The following is a 23,603-nucleotide window of genomic DNA, read 5'->3' as shown; positions in this document are numbered from 1 at the left end:
GGCTCAAATCAGGCGCCGCGGCATACTGGATGCCCCGCTTTCGCGGGGCATGACAAGCGCTTTTTGGGCCATCGTGGACGTCAAATTCCGGCCGTTTTCATGACCAGATCGGCCAGCCGTTCCGCGGCATCGAGCCGGCCGACCTGGCGGGCAGCGGCGGCCATCGCGGCCAGCCGGGCGGGCTCGGCGGCAAAGGCAGAGATTTCGGCGGCCAGCCGGTCGGGGGTGAATTCTCCTTGCGGAATCCGCAAAGCGCCGTCCACCTTCGCCAATACGCCGGCATTGGCGAACTGGTCCTGGTCGATCGCCCCGGGCAATGGCACCAAAATCGAGGGCCGGCCGATCGCGGCGAGTTCCGCCACGGTGCCGGCGCCGGAGCGCGAGACCACGAGATGGCTGGACGCCAGCCGCGCCGGCAGATCGGTAAAGAACGGCGCAAGTTCGGCCTTGATCTTGAGCCGGTCGTAGATCGCCCGCACCCGCGCCATGTCTTCCTCGCGCACCTGCTGCGTCAGGGCGATGCGGCTCCACAGCACCGGTTCGAGCCGTTCGATCGCGCCCGGCACGATGTCGCTCATCACCCGCGCGCCCTGGCTGCCGCCGACCACCAGCAAGCGCAGCGGCCCGTTCGGTTCCGGAGACGCAAACGGCTGCGCGGCGGCGGCAAGGATCGCCGGGCGCATCGGCGTGCCGACCGTCGTGGTCTTTCCCGCGAGCGAGGGATCACGATCGAGCACGCCGGGCAGCGAGGTCGCGATCGCATTGACGCGCCTGGAGAGAAAACGGTTGGCGCGGCCGAGCACGGCGTTGGCATCATGAATGATGCCGGGCACGCCGAGCAGCCGTGCCGCGATCAAGGGCGGCAGCGTCGGATAGCCACCGAAGCCGACCACGGCCGCGGGCTTCAGCCGCCGCACCAGGTTGAGCGCTACGCCCGTTCCATAGCCGAGCATGATAATGGTGCGCGCCAGCGACAACGGATTACGGCCGCGCACGGTCTCGCTCGGCACCACGTCGATATTGTCGCGGGTAAAGAGCCCGCTATAGCGCAACGCGCGGGCATCGGTCGCAAGCCGCACGCGCAAGCCCCGCTTGATGAGCTCAACCCCGAGCGCTTCAGCGGGAAACAAATGGCCGCCGGTGCCGCCGGCAGCCAGCAGAATGAGGGGCGTGTTGTCCATGGCTTCAAATAGCCGACGCCGCGGCGCTAGTCACGCCCTCAGGCGTAGCCGCGCGCCACGCCGGCCGCGTTCATCGATTCCACTTCGGTGCGCGGGCGCTGCCGCGTCAGCGCCAGCATCATGCCGACGCCATAGGCCAGTGAAATGATCGACGAACCGCCATAGGAGATGAAGGGCAACGTCATGCCCTTGGCGGGGATCAGTTGCAGATTGACCGCCATGTTGATGGCAGCCTGCATGCCGAACAGGATCGCAAGTCCCGATGCCGCAAAGCGCGAGAACATGTCCTCGCTGGCATAGGCGCGCGTCAACGTGCGGATTACGACGAAGGCGAACAGCCCAACCAGCGCCAGGCACAGGATGATGCCGAATTCTTCCGCCGCCACCGCGAACACGAAATCGGTATGGCTGTCCGGCAGGCTGCGCTTGGCGATGCCTTCGCCGGGGCCGAGCCCGAACCAGCCGCCGTTCCAGAAAGCTTCCATTGCCATGTCGACCTGGAAGGTGTCGCCGGAGGCCGGATTCAGGAAGCGCCTGATGCGGCCCGCGACGTGCGGAACCAACAGATAGGCGCTGAACAACCCGGCCATCGCGACGCCAGCTAGGCCGGCCACCCAGATCATCCGCATGCCTGCGATGAAGAACAGCGCGCCCCACACCATCAGAATCAGCATGGTCTGGCCGAAATCCGGCTCCATCACCAACAGCGACACCAGCGTCAGCAGCAGCACCATCGCCATCGAGGTCGCCGGCATTTCCGGCCGCTTGGTCGATTCCGCAAATAGCCAAGCCGCCATAACGACGAAGGCAGGCTTGGCGGATTCGGAAGCCTGGATGTTGACGCCGAGCAGCGTGATCCAGCGCCGCGATCCCTTCACCTCCGCACCGAAGACGAGCGTCGCGACGATCAAGAGAACGCTCACCACGAACACCAATAGCGCAAGACGGCGGACCTGCCTGGGCGACAGGAACGATACCCCAATCAGCACCAGGAGGGACGGCAGCAGGAACAGCATGTGCCGGCTGAAGAAGTGGAACGGATCAAGCCCGATCCGCGTCGCCACCGGCGGACTCGCCGCCAGCGACAGGATGACGCCGCCCAACATCAGCGCCAAGATCGCGCCAAGCAGCAGCTTATCCACGGTCCACCACCAGTCCGAAAACGGGGTGCGTTGGTCACGGGCGAGCATGGGCGTCCCCAAAATGGCAGAGGTAACGCCCATTGGTGGCGCAGGATGGTTTATGGGGGGTTAATGAATTGCAGATGATTTGAGCGGGATCTCGTGCCCCGGATGCAGCGCAGCGCAAAGCGGTGCGCTGCCAGGCCGGGGCCAAGCGTTGTGGGTCCCGGCTCTGCGTAGCGGCATTACATGCCGCAACGCGTCCGGGACACGATTGCGGCCGGCAAGGTTTCACCTTGTCCTCGTCTCGGCGGCGATCAGTTCTCGCCCGTCTGTGGTCGTGATCGTCAGCCGCACCTGATCGCCGCTGCTGCCGGCAGGAAGCGGCGCGGAAATGCGATTTCCGTTGTTCGGGTCGGCTGTCACGGCGTCGTTGAACAACATCGCATCGCCGCGCTTCAACGTTATGCGCAACGGCGTGGCCGGCTCGATGCTAAAGAACTGAAGATTCACTTCAGAAGCCGCGGCCGAGAAATTGATCAGGATATTCTCGTTCGCGTGTGTGACGTTGCTCATGCCGACGATCGGGCTGTAGGTCTCCGTAACAGACATTTCGCCCTGCGCGGGAAGCTTGGCGCGGTGGAAAAACTGGTCCGACACACCGGCCCATAATTCGACGTAAGGCCGCGCTTCGCTCGGGTCCTTGCGCGCGTCGGCTTCCTTCGTGAACGACGGAAATCCCCACGTCCACATCTTCAGTCCCCGCGTGACCGTATTGTCGGCGATGCGGATGATCCCCTCCTCGTTGTCGTGATTGATCACACCCCAGAAGTTTCCACCCTGCATATCGGGCGCCGCGTACGCGATGCCCATTGTCGGCCAGTTCTTGAAGTAGCGCAGTTTTTCGAAACGGCTCTTGCCTGGACCAAAGCTCTCATCACCTTCAGACAGATTGGCCGACCAGGCCGGCGTGCTGTAGGCCTGGATCGGCGCGATGATTTCTGCGCCGCCGGTCGTCTTGGGATTCTTCGGGTCCGATCCCGGCGCGAGCGTCGTGCACGTCCAGTACTCGTAATCGATCGCCTGGCGTTGCGGATTTTTCAGCACCACGCGCGCGTCAAGCGCGGCGCGGTCCGCTTTCAGCGTGACGTAGTAAGTCGCTTCGATACCCGTCGCCTCCTTGAGGAATTGCGTCGGTGCCGCCGAATAGGCAAAGTCATCCTTGAACGACATCGATACCGTCACTTCGCCGGCACTCTCCTTCACGACCTTGAACTGCCACGGCTTCAGCCACGTCTTGCCGTGCTCGGGATCGGGAAATGTGGGGAAGATGCCGCCATACACCATCAGCCAGTCGTAATAGAAGTTGCCGGCCTTCATCCCGTAAGGCACGCCTACTTCGGTGCGATAAAGTTGTTCATGGCCGGTCGGCTTGTAGATGATCGAAAGAATCCGTCCGCCAAATTCAGGCAACAGCGTTACCTTCAGATAACGATTCTCGAGCACGTAGGTCTTGAACGTGCGATCGACGATGGTTTTCTTGTCGAGCGACCCGCTGACGAATCCGCTCTCCGCAGAGGTCGCGTATTTGACCGTGCTCCACGTAATCGACGACTCGCTTAAAGACACTGCGTCGGAACCCGGCGAATCCGCATCTACGACCTCAAGAGACGCTAGAGTCGCCGCGAGCACCGCAAACGCGAAACGAATATGGTTGCGTGAGGGAGCATGAATTGCCATTTGCGACGCCCTCGAAATAAGCAGGATGTAGGATGGGTAGAGCGAAGCGAAACCCATCAATCCAGTGCCGCAGCGATGGGTTTCGCTACACTCTACCCATCCTACGGATCCGCATTATCACACCACCGGCTGCACGCCAGGCATCGCCGTCACCAGATCGCGAAACTTGGCGCCGCGGATTTCGAAATTGCGGTACTGGTCGAACGAGGCGCAGGCCGGTGACAACAGCACCACGGGATCGACGAGCCCGGACGCTTCGGCGTCGCGTGCGGCGTTGGCCACTGCCACATCGAGCGTCTCCGAAATCTCGTGCGGCACCCGCTCGCCCAGCGTGCCCGCAAACTCCTGCGCGGCTTCGCCGATCAGATAGGCTTTTCGGATGCGCGGAAAGTATTCGGTCAACCCGGTGATGCCGCCCTGCTTCGGCTTGCCGCCGGCGATCCAGAAGATGTCGGCGAAGGACGATAGCGCATGCGCGGCGGCGTCGGCATTGGTGCCCTTGGAGTCGTTGACGAACAGCACGTTGCCACGGCGGCCGACCTGCTCCATGCGGTGCGCCAGCCCCGGAAAGCTGCGCAGACCGTTTTGCAGGGTATCGATGGAGATGCCCATCGCGAGCGCGCAGGCCGAAGCGCATGCCGCATTCTGCGCGTTGTGCAGGCCGCGTAGCGAACCGATGCCGCCCAGCCTTGCGATCTCGTTGCGCGCGCCGCCGGAGACCTGCACGATGGTTTCGCGCTCGACATAGACGCCGTCGGGCAAGGGATTCTTCACGGAGATCCGCACCACGCGCTTTCCCGCCTGATCTAGACGGTCGGCAATGTTGCGGCACCAAATGTCGTCGACGCCGACGATGGAGGTGCCCTGCGGCTGCACGCCGGCAACCAGCCGCGCCTTCACGGCGGCGTAATTTTCGAGCGTGCCGTGGCGATCGATATGGTCTTCGCTGACATTGAGCAGAATGCCGACGGAGGGATCGAGCGAGGGCGCGAGGTCGATCTGATAAGACGACATCTCGACGACGTGCACGCGTCCCATCCGCGGCGGCTCCAGCGAGAGGATCGCGGTGCCGATATTGCCGCCCATCTGGGTGTCGTAGCCGGCGACCTTCATCAGATGCGCGATCAGGGCCGTCGTGGTGGACTTGCCATTGGTGCCGGTGATGGCGACGAAGGGCGCCTCTGGCGCGTGACGGCGGCGCTCCCGGCAAAACAGTTCGATGTCGCCGATCACCTCAATGCCAGCCTGCCGCGCCATCAGCACGGACCAATGCGGCGCCGGATGCGTCAGCGGCGCGCCGGGGGTGAGGACCAGGGCCGAGAAATTCGACCACGATACGGTGCGCAGATCGGCCGTGGTGAAACCGGCCTGCGCCGCCTTGGCGACATTGTCGGCGCTGTCATCGCCCGCAATCACTTCCGCGCCGCCGGCCTTCAGCGCGTGGCAGCTCGCCAGGCCCGAACCGCCGAGGCCGAACACGGCGACCGTTTTGCCGGCAAAGGATGTGATGGGAATCAAGCGATCACCGCAGCTTCAGCGTGGAGAGGCCGGCCAGCGCCAGCATCACCGAGATGATCCAGAACCGGATCACGATCTGCGGCTCGGTCCAGCCCTTCTGCTCGAAATGGTGATGCAGCGGCGCCATCCGGAACACGCGTTTTCCGGTCAGCTTGAACGAGGCCACCTGCACGATCACGGAGACGGCTTCCAGCACGAACAAGCCACCGATCACGGCGAGCACGATCTCGTGCTTCACCGCGACCGCAGTGGCGCCGAGCATGCCACCGAGCGCGAGCGAGCCGGTATCGCCCATGAAGATCGAGGCCGGCGGTGCGTTGAACCATAGGAAGCCGAGGCCGGCGCCAAGCACCGCGCCGCACAGCACCGCGAGCTCACCGGTCCCGGCGACGTAGCGGATCTGCAGATAGTCGGAGAACACCGCGTTGCCGGTCAGATACGAGATCATACCGAAACTGGCGGCGGCGATCATGACGGGCACGATCGCAAGCCCGTCGAGACCGTCGGTCAGGTTCACCGCGTTGCCGGCGCCGACGATGACGAAGGCGCCGAAGATCACGAAGAACCAGCCGAAATTGATCACGACGTCCTTCAGGAAGGGTACCGCGAGCGAGGTCGACGTCGCATCGCGGCCGAGCCGCACCAGCGCGTAGCAGGCCGCGAGCGCGATCACCGCTTCGATCAAAAGCCGCAGCTTGCCGGCAAAGCCGCTGTGGCTCTGTTTGGTCACCTTCAGATAGTCGTCGTAAAATCCGACGAAGCCGAAGCCGAGCGTCACCGCGAGCACGATCCAGACATAGGGGTTGAGCGGATTGGCCCACAACAGCGTCGCCACCACGAGGCCTGACAGGATCATCAGCCCGCCCATCGTCGGCGTGCCCTTCTTGGAGATCAGATGCGACTGCGGGCCGTCGGTGCGGATCGGTTGGCCCTTGCCCTGCCTGAGCCGCAAGTGATCGATGATCCAGGGCCCGAACAGGAACACGAACAGCGCGCCCGTCACCATCGCCCCGCCGGTGCGGAAGGTGATGTAGCGAAACACGTTGAAGAAGCCGCGGAAGATGCCAAAACCGGGAACAGTATTGGAAAGCTCGATCAGCCAGTAAAACATTCAGGTAGGCCCTATCACGCGGCTTGGTTGCGCCGCCTTTGGCGGCAAGCGCTCCGGGAACGCGTTCGTTCCGGGAACGCCTTGATAATCGTTTTCATCCTCAAACCAAGCAAATCTTGGTCATGCATGGGGTATTGACGAATCGCCTCTCGCGGAAGCAACGGGCCGCCGGGTGCGACCAGCTTACGCCTTTGCCTGCAAGGCGGCCAGCAGCCTGGGCACAAACTTGTTCACCCAGAACATTTTTTTGCTGCCCTTGACCACCACCACGTCGCCGTCCCGCAGCAATGCGGCGATTTGTTGGGGATCGAGCGTCGTCGGGTCTTCGTGCCAGCCGAGCGTCCGTCCTGCCGGTACGAGGTCGTATAGATGGCGCATCAACGGACCGACGCAGTAGATGCCGTCGATTCCCGTCAGGTCTTTCGCGAGTTTCTCGTGATAGGCCGGCGCGTCGGCGCCCAATTCCAGCATGTCGCCGAGAATGGCAATACGCCGGCCTGATTTCACCGGCCGCGCCCTCAGGCTGCCGAGCGCGGCCACCATGCTGGCCGGGTTGCCGTTGAAACTGTCGTCGATCACGGTCACGCCGTGGGCCGTCTGCTCCACGCCACGGCCGGTCATGATGCCGACATTGCCGAGTTCCTTCGCCAGCGCCGCCGGATTGAGCCCCGCGGCATGGATCGACGCCAGCGCGGCCAACGCGTTCTGCAGACGATGCGGCGCACCGGGCGTCAGGCCGAATTCGATCCGGCTGCCGTTCACCTGCGCGGCGACATTCCAGCTCTCGCCTTCCGGCGTATGCCTCAATGCGTGAATATCCGAACCTTCGCCGAAGCGAACGACCTTGCCGTTCCATTCCTGAGCCACGACATCGTCAGGCAACACCAGCACGCCATCTTTCGGCAGGCCCTGCGCGATGCTCACCTTCTCGCGCCGGATCGCCTCCAGGCTGCCGAGCTTTTCCAGATGCACGGGCTGCACGTTCACCACCAGCGCGACCGTTGGTTTTGTCAGCTCGCTCAACCGCGCGATCTCGCCGGTCTGGTTCATGCCCATCTCGACCACCCACACGCTCGCTCGCGGGCTGGCATTGCACAGCGTCAGCGGCACGCCCCAAAAATTGTTGAAGCTGCTCGGGCTCGCGTAGGCATTCGGATAGGCGGCGAGGAATTCCTTGGTGCTGGTCTTGCCCGCGCTGCCGGTGAGCCCGATCACCGGGCCGGCAAAGCGCGCCCGCGCGGCGCGCGCCAGCGCCCACAGGCCATCGATCAGCGTATCCTTGACGATCAACTGCGGAACGCGGACGCCGTCGATGGCGTGCGGGACGATCATCGCCACCGCGCCGGCCGCCTCGGCCTTGTCGGCGAATTCCCAGCCGTCGCGCGCGCTGGCAAAACTGGAGATGAAGCCGCCGCTCGGGATGCCGCTCAACGCCACGAACAGGCTTCCGGGCTTCACCAGCCGGCTGTCCTGCGTGACGAAATCAATCGGCGTGTCGGGGTACTCGCCTGACAGCCCCAGCGCGCGCGCAACCTCGGCAATCGTCCACAATGGCGTCGCGCTCATTCCACCCTCGCTGCGAGCGCGGCCGCCACCGCCTCGTGATCGCTGAACGGCAAAACCTTGTCGCCGACGATCTGGCCGGTCTCGTGCCCCTTGCCAGCGATCAGCAATGCGTCGCCAGGCTGTAGCGCCGCGATCCCTGCCCGGATCGCTTCCGCGCGATCGCCGATATCTGTTGCGCCCTTCGCCGCCGCCAGAATGGCGGCGCGGATTGCAGCCGGATTTTCGCTACGCGGATTGTCGTCGGTAACGATGACCTGGTCGGCGTTATCGGCCGCGATCGCGCCCATGATGGGACGCTTGCCGGCGTCGCGGTCGCCGCCTGCGCCGAAGATGACGACGAGCTTGCGCTTCGCGTAAGGCCGCAGCGCCTGCAGCGCCTTGGCCAGCGCATCCGGCTTGTGCGCGTAATCGACGAAGATCGGCGCGCCATTGTGCTCGCCGACCCGCTCCAGCCGGCCCTTGGCGCCTTCGAGATGCTCGAGCGCCTCGAACACCGCGGCCGGCTCGCTGCCGGTGCCGATCGCGAGTCCTGCGGCGACCAGTGCATTCTCGATCTGGAATTCGCCGACCAGCGGCAGTTTGACGGTGTAGTTGCGCCCGCGGTGTTCGAGCGCGAGATCTTGCGCGAATCCATCGACGGTGACGCCAACGAGGCGGATGCCTTCGCCCGCGCCATCTGCGTTGCCGCCGACGGCGATGATCCGCAAGCGCCGCGCCTGCGCCGCCTCGATCACTTGCTGCGAACAATCATGATCGGCCGAAATCACGGCCGCGCCATCGGGCGCGATGAGATCGCGGAACAGTCGCAGCTTGGCCGCAAGGTAGTGCGCCTCATCCGGATGGTAATCCATATGATCGCGCGAAAGATTGGTGAAGCCGCCGGCGACGATGCGCACGCCATCGAGCCGGAACTGGTCGAGCCCGTGCGAGGAGGCTTCGAAAGCCAGATGCGTCACGCCGTCGCCCGCAATCTCGTCGAGTTGCCTGTGCAGCGCAATCGGGTCCGGCGTCGTCAGCGAGCCGTAAACCGTGCGCTTTTGCGACACCAGACCGATGGTACCGATGCTGGCGGAGGCGTGCCCGAGCCGTTCCCAGATCTGGCGCGTGAACGCCGCGACCGAGGTCTTGCCGCTGGTCCCGGTCACCGCCGCGATGGTCGCGGGCTGACGCGGATAAAATCTCGCCGCCGCCAGCGCCAGCGCGCGGCGCGGGTTCGGCGTGACGACGAAGGGAACGCGGGCGTCCGAAGAGACACGCTCGCCGGCTACCGCAACCGCACCCGCCTTGACCGCGGAATAAATGAAGCGCGAGCCGTCGGTTTTGGTCCCCGCGAGCGCGAAGAACAGATCACCGGGCTTCACCGCGCGGCTGTCGACGCTAAGGCCTTTCACATCGACAGCTTCCGCCTGCGGCTCGATCGCAGCGTCATCGCTGAAGAGGTCGCGAAGTTTCATCTTGTTCCAGTCCGGCCCGGCGCAGTTTGGCGCGCGTGGATCATGATCCGATTTGGATCATGATCTATCTCTATTTTGGGAGCATGATCTCCGCGCAAACGCTTCGCGTTTGTCGCGAGGGAAAACCGGTCTCCACTTTTCCGGATCATGCTCCTCCTACGCCTTACTGGGTTGTCTTCGATGCTGCAAGAATAAGGCGGTCGGACGGCGGCAGATCGAAGCGCGGCTCAACACCCAGCAGCGGGCCGATGCGGGCAATCACCTTGCCGCCGGTCGGCACCGCGTTCCAGCCCGAGGTGATGAAGCCATGGGTTTCCGGCAGCGCCTTCGGCTCGTCCAGCATGACCAGCAACTGATACTGCGGATTGTCAGCCGGGATGATCGCGGTGAAGGAATTGAGCACCTGTTTCTTGGAATAGCGGCCATTGACCACCTTTTCCGAGGTGCCGGTCTTGCCGCCGATATAGTAGCCCTTCACGTCGGCCTTCTTGGCGGTTCCGATCTCGGCGTTCAGCCGCATCAGGTAGCGCATCTTCTCGGAGGTTTCGGTTCGGAGCACCTTCTTGGCGATGGCCCGCGCCTCCTCTTCCGACCGCTTGAGGAAGGTCGGGGGAATCAAAAGACCGCCATTGATGCAGGCATTGATGCCCATCACCGCCTGCAGCGGCGCCACCGCGATGCCATGGCCGAACGAAGCCGTGATGGTGTTGAGCTCGGTCCAGCGCTTCGGCACGATTGGCGAAGCGCTTTCCGGCAGCTCGGTGCGCAGCCGGTCCATCTGGCCGAGCTTTTTCAGGAAGGCCTTGTGGGCTTCCACGCCTTGCGCCAGCGCGATCTTGGCCGCGCCGACGTTGGAGGAGAAGGTGAACACTTCCGACAGCGTGATCGCGCGGCCGACCGGATGGGTGTCGTGAATGGTGAACTTGCCGAACTTCAGCGTGCCACGCCCGTCATAGAGCGTGTTGAGGTTGGCCTTGCCGGAATCCAGCGCCATCGCCAGCGTCAGCGCCTTGAAGGTCGAGCCCATTTCGAACACGCCCGTGGTCAGGCGGTTGATGCGCTCGGGGTCGTGCGCCTCTTTCGGATTGTTCGGATCGAAATCCGGCAGCGACACCAGGGCTACGATCTCGCCGGTCCTGACATTGGAGACGAGGCCGGAAGCTGCCTTGGCCTTGTACTTCTCTTTCGCCTTCAACAATTCGTCGCGCAGCGCGTGCTCGACGCGCAGGTCGATCGACAGTTCCACCGGCTTTTGCAGCCGATCGGTGGCGAAGCCGGCGCGGTGCAGGTCGGCCAGACCGTTGTTGTCCAGCCACTTCTCCATCCCGGCGATGCCCGCGTTGTCGATGTTGACGAGGCCGATCAGATGCGCGACCGCGGCGCCGGTCGGATAGACGCGCTTGTTCTCGCGCAGGAAGCCGATGCCGGGAATGCCGAGCTTGTGAATGTCGTGCTGCTGTTTTGGCGTGATCTCGCGCTTCAGCCACACAAATCCCTTGCGCGACGACAGGCGCGTGCGCGCCTCCGCGGTGTCGAGGTCCGGCAGCGCCGCGGTCAAGAGTTCGATCGCCTCATCCTTGTCGATGATGCGCCTGGGCTCGCCGAACAGGCTCGGCGCCTTGACGTCGGTCGCCAGCACCTCGCCGTTACGATCGACGATGTCGGGCCGCGCGGTTGCAATCGCGTCCTGCGAGGCGGCGCGGCGGCCGCCGTGGCTGTCGGCGCCGACGGCGAACATCACCAGACGTCCGGCCAGCACCGCATAGATTGCCGCAAACAGCAGGATCGCAAGGCCCACCCGCGCCCGCGCCTTGACGGCGCGGTCGACGTTGCGCCCATAGAGCAGGCTGCGGATCAGCCGACGCCGCCACGGTTCCGCGGGCCTCCTGGAGTTGGCAAGCGCGCGGCCGGTCATTGCTGATCTCCCGGTGCGGGCACGGAGCCGGTTGTGGGCGGCGCCTCGGCGGCAGCCTCGATCGTGTTGATCATCGCGCCGATCGGATCGGGCGCACCCGGCCGCGCAAAAGCCGGCGGTCGTTCCGGCAAATTCTTCAGTTGGTCATACTGCGTGGCGACCAGCGGCTTCAGGCTGAGATGGCGCTCGGCAAGCCCCTGTAGCCGCAGCGGCGCATCGAGCTTGGCCCATTCCGCGCGCAACGCCGCAATCGCATCGCGCTGCTCGCGTATCTCGGCGTTCAGCCGCAGCACACGCTCGACGCGCGCGGTCGATTCCATCTTGATCCGGTAGACATAGGCGGCTGCGAACACCAGCACGCCGATGACGAGAAAGTGGATGATCCGCATGATCAGCCTCCCCTCATCACGTCGGCCAGCGTAGGCCACGCCGGCAGGCGGCCTGCTGCATGCGCCGGCGCCGCGGTGCGCTCGGCAGCGCGCAGTTTTGCCGAACGCGCGCGCGGATTGGCGGCAAGCTCGGCTTCACCGGGGGTAACCGGACGCTTCGTCAGAATCTGAAAACTCGGCGCCGCCTGCGCCACTTCGGGCAAATGCCGCGAACCGCCGCCGGCCTTGCCGCGCGCGTTGAGGAAATCCTTGACGATGCGGTCTTCCAGCGAATGGAACGAGACGACCACCAAGCGCCCGCCGGGCTTCAATACGCGCTCCGCCGCTGCCAGCGCGAGATGCAGTTCGTCGAGTTCGGCGTTGACGAAGATCCGCAAGGCCTGGAACGTGCGCGTCGCCGGGTGAATCTCGTTCGGCTTTGAGCGCACCACCTTGCCGACGATATCGGCCAGTTGTTGGGTGGTCGTAATCGGCGCCTCTTTCCGCGCCGCCACGATGGCGCGCGCCACCGCGCGGGAATGGCGCTCTTCGCCGAAGATATAGATGATGTTGGCGAGATCGCTCTCGGAGGCCTTCGCCACCACATCGGCCGCCGTCGGCCCGTCGTGACCCATCCGCATGTCGAGCGGGCCGCCGAGCCTGAACGAGAAGCCGCGCTCGGCCTGATCGAGTTGCATCGAGGAAACCCCGACGTCCATCACGACGCCGTCCACCGCAGGCACACCTTGCGCCGCGCAGATTTCGGCCAGGTTGGAGAATCGGTCCTCGACCAGGGTCAGCCGACCGCCGGACTGCTCGACCAGGTCGAACCCGCCGGCAACCGCCGACCGGTCGCGGTCGATGCCGATGACCTGTGTTCCCGGGGTGTCGAGAATGGCGCGGCTGTACCCGCCGGCGCCGAAGGTCGCGTCGACATAGACCCCGCCGTCCCTGGGATCGAGCATCTCGACCGCCTCGCGGCCGAGCACCGAGATGTGACGCGGCGCAGCCGGGGTCATGCGCCGTCCTCTGGCGTTTTCCAGTCTGTGGTACGAAAACTGGACGCGAACGGGCCCATTGCGCCTCAAATCTCTGCGCTTCGCCGGGCTTTTCCGGCCAAATGGCCGCGAACAGGTGGGATTGCCGCCTCTCGCCCGGCCCCGCGACCCCTCATTTCCAGACGGAATTTGCTGGGTTGCCATGGCAATTTCGAGCGTGAAAGAGGGCCTCGGCCGTCCCCAACCCGGTTCGGCTATTCACCACTTAGTAACGGCACTTAGCGTTAAGAAAGCGTTGATGGTCGGCCGCGGGTTTTCCGCGCTTTCGAGACACCGAACAAGGGTGATGCGCCCCGCCCACACCCGGTCAAAATACGAGAGGGAACTCGGCCGCCGCATTGCGCGGATACGCGGTAAATGAATAGTAAACGATTATTGCCGTTTGAACACGATGTTGCCGCTCTGCCGCCCGGTTTGGGTTTAAAAAATGGCTTCTGGTTCGTTCACACCTGCTGGTATTGATTCGAGGCGTCAACGCGCCCTTCCCGTTCCCAGGGCCAACGCCGACATGAAGACCTTCACCCCGGATTCCTCGATCGCATCCGACGTCATCCCGTCGCCGAACTATGGCGACCGCAACAACGGCCGCGTCGCCGACATGATCCTGCTGCACTACACCGGCATGCCGGATGTGGAAGGCGCGATCGCCCAGCTCTGCACCCCCGGCACCGACGTTTCAGCCCATTACATCGTGCTGGAGGACGGCCGCATCGTGCAGAGCGTGCCGGAAGCCAAGCGCGCCTGGCACGCCGGCGTATCCTCCTGGGCCGGCGAGGAAGACATCAATTCCTGCTCGATCGGCGTCGAGATCATCAACAGCGGCCACGACTGGGGCTATCCGGATTTCCCATCGCGCCAGATCGCCGCCGTGATCGCGCTGTGCCGCGGCATCATGCTCCGCCGCAAGATACCGGCGCATCGCGTGCTCGCACATTCAGACGTCGCGCCGGCGCGCAAGAAAGATCCCGGCGAAAAATTCCCGTGGCACTTGCTGGCGAATTCCGGCGTCGGCCATTGGGTGCAGCCGGCGCCGATCGTGCGCGGCGAAACGCTCAAGCTCGGCAGCATCTCAGACGGCGTCGCCAACATGCAGGCGGCGCTCGCCAAGTACGGTTACAACATCCCGACCCACGGCAAGTTCGACGGTCCGACCATGGAAGTGGTCACCGCGTTCCAGCGCCATTTCCGCCCCGCACGCGTTGACGGCATCGCCGATCACTCGACCATGAGCACGCTGCATGCGCTGTTGGCGAGCCTGCCGGCGGAGGCGATGACGACGGTGGCGGCGAGGTAGCTTTTTCCGTCATTGCAATGACGGAATGATCTCCGTCCGTCTCACCCCATCTCAGCGATCCGCCGCGCATAAAATCGCCGCAGCGGCTCAAGCTGCGTTGCCGCGGTCGCGGCCAGATAGGCTTCGCGCGCAGCATCGCGCCGGTCCAGCCGGCGCAGCAAATCGGCGCGCACGGCCGGCAGCAGTTCATAACCCTTCAGTCCGCCCCGCGCTTCCAGCGCATCGACCAGATCGAGCGCGCGTGCCGGGCCGTCGACCATCGCGATGGCAGCGGCGTGGTTGAGTTCAATCACCGGCGACGGGCTGATCCGCAGTAGCACTTCATATAGCCCGGCGATCTGCGGCCAATCGGTATCTTCATAGCTCGGCGCCCGCGCATGCAATGCGGCGATCGCCGCCTGCACCGCGTAGGATTGCGGCCGCCCCGGTATCCGCAACGCATCCTCCACCAGCACCAAGCCCTCGGCGATCTGGCGCTGGTCCCACAGGCTGCGGTCCTGCTCTTCCAGCAGCACGATGTCGCCGCCGGCGGTCTCGCGGCCGGCGCGGCGGGCATCGTGCAACAGCATCAGGGCGAGCAACCCCTTGATCTCGCCACGCGCTGGCATCAGCGCATCGAGCAACCTCGCCAGCCGGATCGCCTCGCGCGCCAGATCCGGCCGCATCAGATCCGCGCCGGAGGTGGCGGCATAGCCTTCGGTGAAGACGAGATAGATCACGGCGAGCACGCCGCGCAGGCGCGGCTCCAGCGCCTCGCGTTCCGGAACCTCATAGGGAATGCCGGCGAGGCGAATCTTCTGCTTGGCACGCAGCAGACGCTGCGCCATCGCTTCCTCGCTGGCCAGAAATGCGCGCGCGACCTCGGCCGTGGTGAGGCCGCATATCGTTTTGAGCGTCAGCGCGACCTGCACTTCGATAGCAAAGGACGGATGGCAGCAAGTAAAGATCAGCCGCAGCATGTCGTCGTCGACGACCCCGCCGTCGGATGGCTCGCACGGCTCGGACGCATTCAGCAGCAACTCATGCGTCGATTCCTGCTGCTTGCCGCGGAACGCGATGTTGCGCCTGACGCGATCCACCGCCTTGTTGCGACCGGCATTCACCAGCCACGCACGTGGATTGGACGGCAGGCCGGCGGCGGGCCAGCGTTCCAGCGCCACCGCAAACGCATCCTGCAAGGCATCCTCGGCCAGATCGAAATCGCCGACGAGGCGGATCAGCGTAGACAGCGCCCGCCCCGCCTCGTCGCGAAAGATTTTTTCGATTTCGATAGGCGTCATCTGCCGTCAGTCATAAATCATGATCGGCCTGACCTCGATCGACCCCGTCTTGGCGCCGGGAATCCTGGCGGCGATGCCAAGTGCGGTGTCGAGATCCTTAGCTTCGACCAGATAATAGCCGCCGAGCTGTTCGCGCGTCTCTGCGAACGGACCGTCCGTCGTCATGACCTTGCCGTCGCGGACCCGCACGGTGGTTGCCGTCGTTGACGGCTGCAAGCCATCGCCGGCCTTGAAATGGCCGCTCTGGATGATGGATTGGGTGAACGCCCCGTATTCCGCCGTCATCTGCTTGCGCGCCGCGGCGTCCATTTTTCCAAGCTCGGCCTCGCTCCGATAGATCATCAACAAATACTGCATCTTGATACTCCTCTTGATCGGCTGGATCGCCGACACCCAGTCGAACGGGCCCATCGGAAAACGACATCGCCATAATAATTATTTTGGGCCGAAGCCGGGCCGCCGGAATCTGCGCAGGCAAGGAAGTATTTTAGGAACGACCGCCGGCCTCGGCGAGCCGCCGCTTCAGCTCCCTGACTTCCTCAAAGCGCTTCGTCACGTCGCGCATCACCGCCACCGTGCCTGCGACCTCCTGCGACCCGTCTCGCAGCAACACAATGGTGAACTCGACCGAGATCCGCCGACCATCCTTGGTCAACCCTGGCACGGACAACAGGTCGCCGTGGCCGTAGCGGCTCGTTCCCGTCGCCATCGTGTGTCGAAAGCCCGCCCAGTGCCGCGCGCGCAAATTCTCAGGGATGATCAGGTCGAGCGACTGGCCGGCGGCTTCTGCAGCCGGGAATCCAAAGATCCGCTCCGCGCCGGGATTCCAGAACGTGATGCGACCCTCGCAATCGGTCGCGATAATTGCGTCGGAGGCGCTGTGCAGCAGCGCTTCGCCAAGACCGGCAGGAATGTTCATCGCGCCTCCGCTACCGATCCTCAAAATCGATCAGCCCAGCATCAAATGCCGCCATGCCGCTTCTGTCAAAATCGCGCATATGGAACCCGATTAACCATCGCTTTTCCTTGACGCGGCGCGCCGGAATCCCCATTCGTAAGGCATCAGTCGGCCGGACGGCCGCTCCCGCTACGGTCGAAAGGCTGCGGGGGAGGAAAGTCCGGGCTCCATCGACATGCGGTGCCGGATAACGTCCGGCGGGGGTAACCCTAGGGAAAGTGCCACAGAGAACGAACCGCCCTCCTTCGCCTTCGGGCTTCGGAGGGTAAGGGTGAAAAGGTGCGGTAAGAGCGCACCGCGTCTCCGGCAACGGAAACGGCATGGCAAACCCCACCGGGAGCAAAACCGAATAGGGACGGCAACGCGGGCTGTTCGCGAAAGCGATAACGCCGCAGGGCGATGTCAGGCTCGCCGTCCGGGTAGGTTGCTCGAGGCCATGTGCGAACATGGTCCCAGAGGAATGGCCGTCACGTATCATTCGAAAGAATGGTGCCCTACAGAACCCGGCTTACAGGCTGGCTGATATGTTATGAATGAGGGGTTCGGCGCGAACACGCCGGGCCCCTCGCCATTTTTGACGTCGCGCAAACAATCTCAATCGCGCCCCGCCTCCCCGATCGCCTGCGCCAGCCGCGCCGGGTTGCTGAAGAACATCTCATGACTGCCGTCGCATTCGACCAGCCGGAACAGGCCGAGCCGCTCCGACAAGCGCGGATGCCATGGCAGGCCGTGCGGCAGGGCAATGTCCTGCCTGCAATTGACATAGGACTTGCCGACCGGCAGCTCTGCCAGGGGACGCTTTAGCGCGATCTTGTCGGTGAACGTCTTATACGGATGCAGATTGAGTTTGGCGTAGGCGGATTTCGCCAGTTCGAGATCGGCGTCGTTGATGAAGGCATCGCGCCAGATTTCGAACGGCAGCATCACCGCGTTGTTGTTGGCAGCGGCCACGGCATCGAACAGGCCGACATAGTGCGGCGGCACCATGTCGTTGAGGCACTGCCCATCCAGCGGGACAAAGGCGTTGACGTAGACAAGGCGCTTGATCCTGTCAGTTAGACGGTCGGCAACGCCGGAGATCACCATCCCGCCGTAGGAGTGGCCGACCAGCCTGACATCGCGGAGATTGTTCGCCTCGATGTAAGCGACAACGGACGAGATCGCCTGCTCGAGTCCTGTTTTCTCGCGATCGTCATCCTTGTCGTTGCCGGCGACCGTCGGGCAATGCACGACGTGGCCGCTCTTGCGAAGATGTCCGGCCACCGCTTCCATCTCGGCGCCGGTATGCCACGCGCCGTGAACAAGAACATAGATGTCTGACATTCCGTTTCCCCCTGATTTCCTGGAAATCAGACATTGATGGCGACGGCTATTCCCTGATGGCCGGATTCGGCCACCGTCATCGCCTGATTGCGCCAGGCCTCTAGCGCTGCTGCCGGAAGGCGCCCGGCGTCATGCCGAGGTATCTGCGGCTTTGCCGGATGAAGTGGGACGGATCGGAAAAGCCGACCCGCAGCCCGATTCCGCCGACGCTGATGCGATCGAAGCGCGGCTCGCTCAGCATCCTGCGCGCCGCCGTCATGCGGCAATCGTTGAGCAGTCCGCTGAACGTCAGGCCCGCTTTGTTGAGACAGCGATGCAGGGTTCGTTCCGAGACACGCAGATGTGCGGCGATGGTCGCAGCCGTCAAACCGGGTTCGGCGTAGCGCAGTCGGATGGCCCGGCCGATCTGGTCCAACAGCTTCGCCGCATCGCGCTGCTCGGAGGGCGCGGCCGGAATCTGGCTTCCGAACGCAAGCGCCAGCAGCGATCCGAGCTGGTCGGTCAGAACCTGGGCAGGAAGGGGCCGCTCGATCGCCAGTTGCGGTGTCAACTGGCAAGCAAACGCGCTGAGCGCCGCGCCCCAGCCGGCGCGCCCGTCAATGCGCTGCCCGATGCGCCGCTCCGGATCGGTGATCCAGGATTCGACCCACGCGATCGGCAGTTCCAGCGACAGCGTGTTTGAAGTTACCGGAAAGTTGAACTCATAGCAGCGCCGGGAGTCCAGCAGCACGAGATCACCGGGCTGCAGGCGCGACGCGTGGCCGTTCTGCATGGCGGTCCAGTCATTGTCGGTCTTGCACAGCAGGTAATAGTAATTCGATGCACTGCGCGCGAGGCTGGCTTTCCTGCGGTAGACGTGCTGCGCCGAGCCCTCGACGCGGTTGATGCCGATCGTGTCGAGTTGCCCGCGCTGAACGGAGCAGTCGAAGCCCGACCGCACCGGCGTCGTGATATCCATTTCGAGAAAACATTCGCAGACGGCGCCGATCCAATAGTCCAGGCGCCGTTCCGGCTCGACCAGACCGGTTGACCACGTCTCGATGACTGAAGTCGTTCTGGCCGCCATGGCCTGCCCTCCGCGATCGATGTCGACCACCGGTTTGCCAGCTTGTTGGGCGCGTGGCGGAGAGTCAATCCGCCTGCGACATCCCGTAGATGGGGTAACGGGCCTACGCCACGATCTTCTGCAGCAGCGCCATCAATGCCTCCGGCGCGGTGACATTCGGCGAATGGCTGGCGTCGATCTCGTAATAGCTCCAGGCGGGATCGCCCTTTGTCATTTTGGCGAACGGTCCAAAAGTATCGGCAGGCGTGATGCGGGTGGCGTAGATATAGCTGCGTGGCAGCGTCAGCGCGCCGCCCTGCAGCTTGAGCTTGGTCTCGAAACACTTGATCGGCATGTCGACGCGGCGCGCGCTGAGCCATTCGACGTCCGCAGGCGACGTATCTGGCGGCGTCGGGTTTGGCGGCACGCGCCAGCCGTCACCGCTCTTCGAAAGCTCCTGCATTCGCGCCCGCCCCGTCTCGTTCAAATCGAGCAGCGACTGGCCGTCCTGTGGCACGAAAGCGTCGATATAAATGAGCTGCTTGACCTTGTCGCGCGCCCGGTCGGCGACGCCGGTCGCGACCATGCCGCCGTAGCTGTGGCCGATCAGCACGAAGTCGCGCAGGTCTTCATACCTGATGACGGCAAGTACGTCTTCGATATGCGAATTGAGATCGATGCCCGGATGAGCCAGATGCGCGCGCTCGCCGAGACCGCTGTAGGTTGGCGTGATCAGGCGATGCCCGGCGGCCTGCATCAGCGGATGCATCTTCTTCCAGGCCCAACCCGCGGACCACGCGCCGTGACAGACGAGGAAGGTTTTCGAAAAAGTCGAGCTCATTGGGACGTTTCCACTAGGTTATTGTTGAAGGCGTCGATTGCGATAGTACCTGCCCGTCGCCTCGTGTAAACGTCGGCTTAAATTCAAACGTCGTCATTCCGGCATGGTCCGAAGGACCAGACCTCAGGTGCGCGATTGCGCACCATAGTTCGATGCTGCGCACCGCCCCGGAATGATGAGAGGGAAAGAGAAGAGTGGAATTAGCCACCTACGCCATCCTGCTCGCCGGTGCGCTCGCCGGCGGTTTTGTCTCCGGACTTGCCGGTTTCGGCACGGCGCTGATGGCGCTGGGGATCTGGCTCTACATCTTGCCGCCGGCCATTGCCGTGCCGCTGGTCCTGATCTGCTCGGTGAGCGCGCAGATCTCGACGCTGCCGTCGATGTGGAAAGTTCTCGACTTCAAGCTGGCGTGGCCGTTCGTGGCCGGCGGTCTTGTCGGCATGCCGATCGGGGCGCTACTGGTCGCGCGCGCCGACCCGCAAAACTTCAAGCTCAGCGTCGGCGTGATGCTGCTGGTATTTCCCACCGCACTCTATTTCATCCGCAAGCCGATGGCCTTCCGCTTCGGCGGCCGGCCGGCAGACGCAGCTATCGGGTTTGCCGGCGGCATCCTCGGCGGCCTCGCCGGCCTGTCGGGCCCGCTGCCGACCTTGTGGGCGAGTATCCGCGGCTGGACCAAGGACCAACGCCGCGGCGTTTTCCAGATCTTCAATGGCAGCGTGCTCGGCGCCGCGCTCTGCCTGCAGATCGCCAGCGGTTTCGTCAAACTGGACGTGTTCTGGCTGGCGATGCTGGCGCTGCCCGGCACGCTGATCGGCGCCCGTCTTGGCATGCGCACCTATCACGCCCTGAATGACCGAAACTTCTACGACGTCGTGCTGGCTCTGCTGTTTCTATCCGGGGTCGGATTGGTGTGGAGCAGCATTGCTCCGAGATAGGCGCGCATAGCCGCCATGTGCTCCGAGTAGATTGCTGTACGCTGACCTGCAAAGCGGCTAACCAATCGCGTCATGAGCTCCCCTGCTTCGCGCGAGCGCCTCGGCCTGTTGCTGGGCTTCATCGGCATGGCGATCTTCGGCGGCACGCTGCCGGCGACGCGGATCGCGGTTGCGGAAATTGATCCGATTGCACTGACCGCGCTGCGCACCGCGATCGCCGGGCTGTGCTCGCTGGTGCTCCTTCTCGTGTTACGCCGACCGCTGCCGCCCCGCGCGCTGTGGCCGCAACTGATCATTGCGATGCTTTGCGTCGCGATCCTGTTTCCGCTGTTGATGTCGATGGGCATGCAGAGGGTCGACGCCTCGCATGGCGGCGTGGTGCTGGGCGTACTGCCGATCGCCACCGCGCTGGTCGCCGTCGCGATCACCCATGAGCGGCCGCGGCCGCTGTTCTGGATCGCTTCCGTGGCCGGGGCCGCGCTGGTGATCGCATTCGCATTGCGGCAAGGCGGCGGCGCGCTGGTCGCCGGTGATTTATTCCTGTTCGCATCGGTCGCCGTCGCCGCGATCGGCTACGCATTCTCCGGCCGGCTCACCTCGCAAATGCCGGGCTGGGAGGTCATAAGCTGGATTCTGGTGATTGCGCTGCCGCTGTCGATCCCGGCAGCCGTGCTGACCATGCCCGCCGATATCACCCAGATCGCCCTGAAACCCTGGCTCGGGCTGCTCTATGTCGCATTGTTCTCGCAATGGATCGGCTTCTTTGCGTGGAATGCGGGGCTAGCGATGGGCGGCATCGCGCGGGTTTCGCAGATCCAGTTGCTGCAACCCTTCGTCACCTTTGCGCTCGCGGCGTTCTTCAACGGCGAGACCATCACGCTGCAGATCCTGCTATTCGCTGCTGCCGTCGTGGTGACGGTCGCCATTTCGACGCGCACGCGGGCCAAGCCGGCGCCCTCACTGCCGCAGCGAGATCGCGAGCCGCCTCAACTCGCGGCGTCCTGATCGAAACCAGCGCATCGCGCGAGCCCCTCTCGATGCCGGAAAACATATTCCGACATCGATCGGGTTCGCAACAATGTGGCTCTCACTCCGCCGCCGAAATGCGGCTGAACTCGGTGGCCTGCAACTCGAACAGCCCGCGATAGAGGCCGCCGGGGCGCGCCGTCAGCGCCGCATGCGTGCCCTGCTCGACGATCTCGCCGCGGTCGAACACCAGGATGCGGTCGAGGCTGCGCACCGTCGACAGCCGGTGCGCGATCACGATCGAGGTCCGCCCTTTCATCAGCCGCTCCATCGCCTGCTGGATCAGGCCCTCTGACTCCGAATCAAGGCTCGAGGTTGCCTCGTCCAGGATCAGCACCGGCGCGTCCGCGAGAAACGCGCGTGCCAGCGCGACGCGCTGCCGTTCGCCGCCCGACAGCTTGACGCCGCGCTCGCCGACCAGCGTGCCATAGCCTTTCGGCAGCCGCAGGATGAAGTCATGCGCGTTGGCGAGCCGCGCCGCCTGCTCGATCGCCGCCATGCTGGCGCCCGGCCGGCCATAGGCGATGTTCTCCGCCAGCGTGCGGTGAAACAGGATCGGTTCCTGCTGCACGATCGCGATCTGGCTGCGCAGCGATTGCTGCGTGGCTTTCGCGACATCCTGACCGTCGATCAGTATTTTCCCGCCGCCAATATCGTAGAGCCGTTGCACCAGCTTGACGAAAGTGGTCTTGCCGGAGCCGGAGCGGCCGACCAGGCCGACCCGTTCGCCGGCGCGGATCTCCACCGACAGTCCGTCATACAGCGGCGCGCGGTGGCCGCCGTAATGGAACGTCACATCGTCGAACATGATGCGGCCACCCTGGATGTCGATCGGCTTGGCATCCGGCGCATCGGCAATGCCGATCGGCTCGTCGTGAATCGCGACCAGCTCCTCCATGTCGTTGACCGAGCGCTGCAGGTTGTTGATGTGCATGCCGACGTCACGCAGATAAGCATGAATGATGTAGTAGCTGGTCAGCACATAGGTGACGTCGCCCGGCGTGGCGCGGCCGGCGATCCACAACAAGATCGCCCCGCCGATCACGGAGCCGCGAAAGCACAACAGCACCGCAAGTTGCGCCGTCGAGGTGTAGTTATAGCGGTACCACGTCCGACGCACGCGCGTGCGCCAGCGTCCGACAACGCCGGCCAGCCGCGCATCCTCGCGCGCTTCCGCGCCGAAGGATTTTACTACCGCGTTGCAGGTCAATGCGTCCGCCAGCGTCCCGCCGACCTTGGTGTCCCAGGCGTTGGAGACGCGCGCAGCCGGTGCGATGTAGTTCACCGAGAACGCCATCGTCATCGAGACATAGATAACCGTGCCGACCGCGATGACCGCACCTAACACCGGCCAGTGCAGCCCGAGCAGGATCATCGAGCCGACCAGCACGAGGAGCGACGGCAGCAGCGCCATCAAGATGGTGTCGTTGAGCAGGTCGAGCGCCCACATGCCGCGCGTGATCTTGCGCACGGTGGAGCCGGCAAACGAGTTGGCGTGCCAGTCGGTCGAGAAGCGCTGCACGCGCGCGAAAGCGTCGCGCGACACATCTGACATGGTCGTGAGCGTGAACGGCACGATCGCCTGCAGGCCGGTCAGGCGCAGGATCATCGACATCAATCCGAGCGCGACGATCCCGCCGAAGGCTGCGAACGCAGCCTGGCGCGCGCCCGGGTCGGAGGCGCCCAGCGTCAGCGCATCGACCAGCCGGCCGGAGAAGATAGGCATGAACAGGTCGGCGGCGGTTGCTCCCAGCAAGCCGCCGGTTACGACGGCGGCGCGGCCGGGCTGTTGCAGCCAGTGGCGGAACACAAACGGGATCACCACGCGTATCGCCGCGGAACGTTTGTCTGTTTGAACGGTCATGG

The 23,603-nt window shown here is 64.2% G+C and carries 20 protein-coding genes and 1 other RNA gene; 4 read left to right on the top strand and 17 right to left on the bottom strand.

Going from position 1 to position 23,603, the window contains the following annotated elements:
• Nucleotides 1-80: 80 nt before the first annotated feature.
• From murG to rsmH, 10 genes are all read right to left on the bottom strand, one after another.
• Nucleotides 81-1,181 (bottom strand): undecaprenyldiphospho-muramoylpentapeptide beta-N-acetylglucosaminyltransferase, encoded by a 1,101-nt coding sequence (gene murG, locus V1290_RS28345; RefSeq protein ID WP_334367426.1) that lies wholly within the window; start codon nt 1,179-1,181, stop codon nt 81-83.
• Between the two features lie 38 nt (nt 1,182-1,219).
• Nucleotides 1,220-2,371, bottom strand: a complete 1,152-nt coding sequence (ftsW, locus tag V1290_RS28340) for a putative lipid II flippase FtsW (protein ID WP_334367425.1) — start codon at nt 2,369-2,371, stop codon at nt 1,220-1,222.
• A gap of 222 nt (nt 2,372-2,593) precedes the next feature.
• Complete coding sequence (locus V1290_RS28335) at nt 2,594-3,931, bottom strand: DUF5107 domain-containing protein (RefSeq protein ID WP_334367424.1); 1,338 nt, start codon at nt 3,929-3,931, stop codon at nt 2,594-2,596.
• Nucleotides 3,932-4,159: 228 nt separating this feature from the next.
• Nucleotides 4,160-5,560: a UDP-N-acetylmuramoyl-L-alanine--D-glutamate ligase gene (murD, locus tag V1290_RS28330; protein WP_334367423.1), complete on the bottom strand. Its 1,401-nt coding sequence runs from the start codon at nt 5,558-5,560 to the stop codon at nt 4,160-4,162.
• Between the two features lie 4 nt (nt 5,561-5,564).
• Nucleotides 5,565-6,671, bottom strand: a complete 1,107-nt coding sequence (gene mraY / locus V1290_RS28325) for a phospho-N-acetylmuramoyl-pentapeptide-transferase (RefSeq protein WP_057847013.1) — start codon at nt 6,669-6,671, stop codon at nt 5,565-5,567.
• Nucleotides 6,672-6,854: 183 nt separating this feature from the next.
• Entirely contained in the window at nt 6,855-8,237 is a 1,383-nt protein-coding gene (locus V1290_RS28320) for a UDP-N-acetylmuramoyl-tripeptide--D-alanyl-D-alanine ligase (RefSeq protein ID WP_334367422.1), read from the bottom strand.
• Nucleotides 8,234-9,691: a UDP-N-acetylmuramoyl-L-alanyl-D-glutamate--2,6-diaminopimelate ligase gene (locus tag V1290_RS28315; protein WP_334367421.1), complete on the bottom strand. Its 1,458-nt coding sequence runs from the start codon at nt 9,689-9,691 to the stop codon at nt 8,234-8,236. Before V1290_RS28315 ends, V1290_RS28320 begins: the two co-directional genes overlap by 4 nt.
• 163 nt (nt 9,692-9,854) lie before the next feature.
• Nucleotides 9,855-11,606: a peptidoglycan D,D-transpeptidase FtsI family protein gene (locus V1290_RS28310; RefSeq protein ID WP_334367419.1), complete on the bottom strand. Its 1,752-nt coding sequence runs from the start codon at nt 11,604-11,606 to the stop codon at nt 9,855-9,857.
• Nucleotides 11,603-11,995, bottom strand: a complete 393-nt coding sequence (ftsL, locus tag V1290_RS28305) for a cell division protein FtsL (protein ID WP_057847016.1) — start codon at nt 11,993-11,995, stop codon at nt 11,603-11,605. Before ftsL ends, V1290_RS28310 begins: the two co-directional genes overlap by 4 nt.
• Before the next feature lie 2 nt (nt 11,996-11,997).
• A complete protein-coding gene (gene rsmH / locus V1290_RS28300; RefSeq protein WP_334367418.1) occupies nt 11,998-12,993 on the bottom strand; it encodes a 16S rRNA (cytosine(1402)-N(4))-methyltransferase RsmH in 996 nt (331 codons plus the stop codon).
• Between the two features lie 466 nt (nt 12,994-13,459).
• Between rsmH and V1290_RS28295 the strand changes: the two genes are divergently transcribed.
• The gene (locus V1290_RS28295; RefSeq protein ID WP_334367417.1) at nt 13,460-14,326 is read left to right on the top strand and encodes an N-acetylmuramoyl-L-alanine amidase; all 867 of its coding nucleotides are present in this window, start codon (nt 13,460-13,462) and stop codon (nt 14,324-14,326) included.
• A 41-nt stretch (nt 14,327-14,367) separates the two neighbouring features.
• Here the strand turns inward: V1290_RS28295 and V1290_RS28290 are convergent, their stop codons facing one another.
• From V1290_RS28290 to V1290_RS28280, 3 genes are all read right to left on the bottom strand, one after another.
• The gene (locus V1290_RS28290) at nt 14,368-15,606 is read right to left on the bottom strand and encodes an RNA polymerase sigma factor (RefSeq protein ID WP_334367416.1); all 1,239 of its coding nucleotides are present in this window, start codon (nt 15,604-15,606) and stop codon (nt 14,368-14,370) included.
• A 6-nt stretch (nt 15,607-15,612) separates the two neighbouring features.
• Entirely contained in the window at nt 15,613-15,963 is a 351-nt protein-coding gene (locus V1290_RS28285; protein WP_334367415.1) for a YciI family protein, read from the bottom strand.
• Nucleotides 15,964-16,093: 130 nt separating this feature from the next.
• Nucleotides 16,094-16,525: a PAS domain-containing protein gene (locus V1290_RS28280; RefSeq protein WP_334367413.1), complete on the bottom strand. Its 432-nt coding sequence runs from the start codon at nt 16,523-16,525 to the stop codon at nt 16,094-16,096.
• A gap of 143 nt (nt 16,526-16,668) precedes the next feature.
• Here V1290_RS28280 and rnpB point away from each other — a divergent pair.
• Nucleotides 16,669-17,091: RNase P RNA component class A (rnpB, locus tag V1290_RS28275), an RNA gene on the top strand.
• Between the two features lie 67 nt (nt 17,092-17,158).
• Here the strand turns inward: rnpB and V1290_RS28270 are convergent.
• The 3 genes from V1290_RS28270 to V1290_RS28260 all read right to left on the bottom strand — a co-directional run bounded on the left by V1290_RS28270 (nt 17,159) and on the right by V1290_RS28260 (nt 19,773).
• Nucleotides 17,159-17,887, bottom strand: coding sequence for an alpha/beta hydrolase (locus V1290_RS28270; protein ID WP_334367412.1), 729 nt, complete (start codon nt 17,885-17,887; stop codon nt 17,159-17,161).
• 100 nt (nt 17,888-17,987) lie between these two features.
• Nucleotides 17,988-18,953, bottom strand: coding sequence for a helix-turn-helix domain-containing protein (locus V1290_RS28265; protein WP_334367411.1), 966 nt, complete (start codon nt 18,951-18,953; stop codon nt 17,988-17,990).
• 103 nt (nt 18,954-19,056) lie between these two features.
• Nucleotides 19,057-19,773: an alpha/beta fold hydrolase gene (locus V1290_RS28260; RefSeq protein ID WP_334367410.1), complete on the bottom strand. Its 717-nt coding sequence runs from the start codon at nt 19,771-19,773 to the stop codon at nt 19,057-19,059.
• Between the two features lie 194 nt (nt 19,774-19,967).
• Between V1290_RS28260 and V1290_RS28255 the strand changes: the two genes are divergently transcribed.
• Nucleotides 19,968-20,711, top strand: coding sequence for a sulfite exporter TauE/SafE family protein (locus tag V1290_RS28255; RefSeq protein ID WP_334367409.1), 744 nt, complete (start codon nt 19,968-19,970; stop codon nt 20,709-20,711).
• 72 nt (nt 20,712-20,783) lie between these two features.
• Complete coding sequence (locus V1290_RS28250) at nt 20,784-21,716, top strand: DMT family transporter (protein ID WP_334367408.1); 933 nt, start codon at nt 20,784-20,786, stop codon at nt 21,714-21,716.
• Between the two features lie 82 nt (nt 21,717-21,798).
• Here the strand turns inward: V1290_RS28250 and V1290_RS28245 are convergent, their stop codons facing one another.
• Complete coding sequence (locus V1290_RS28245) at nt 21,799-23,601, bottom strand: ABC transporter ATP-binding protein (protein ID WP_334367407.1); 1,803 nt, start codon at nt 23,599-23,601, stop codon at nt 21,799-21,801.
• Between the last annotated feature and the right edge of the window lie 2 nt (nt 23,602-23,603).

It is taken from the genome of Bradyrhizobium sp. AZCC 1578, from assembly GCF_036924675.1.
Lineage (GTDB): Bacteria > Pseudomonadota > Alphaproteobacteria > Rhizobiales > Xanthobacteraceae > Bradyrhizobium.
This window is presented reverse-complemented; position numbering and strand designations above follow the sequence as displayed.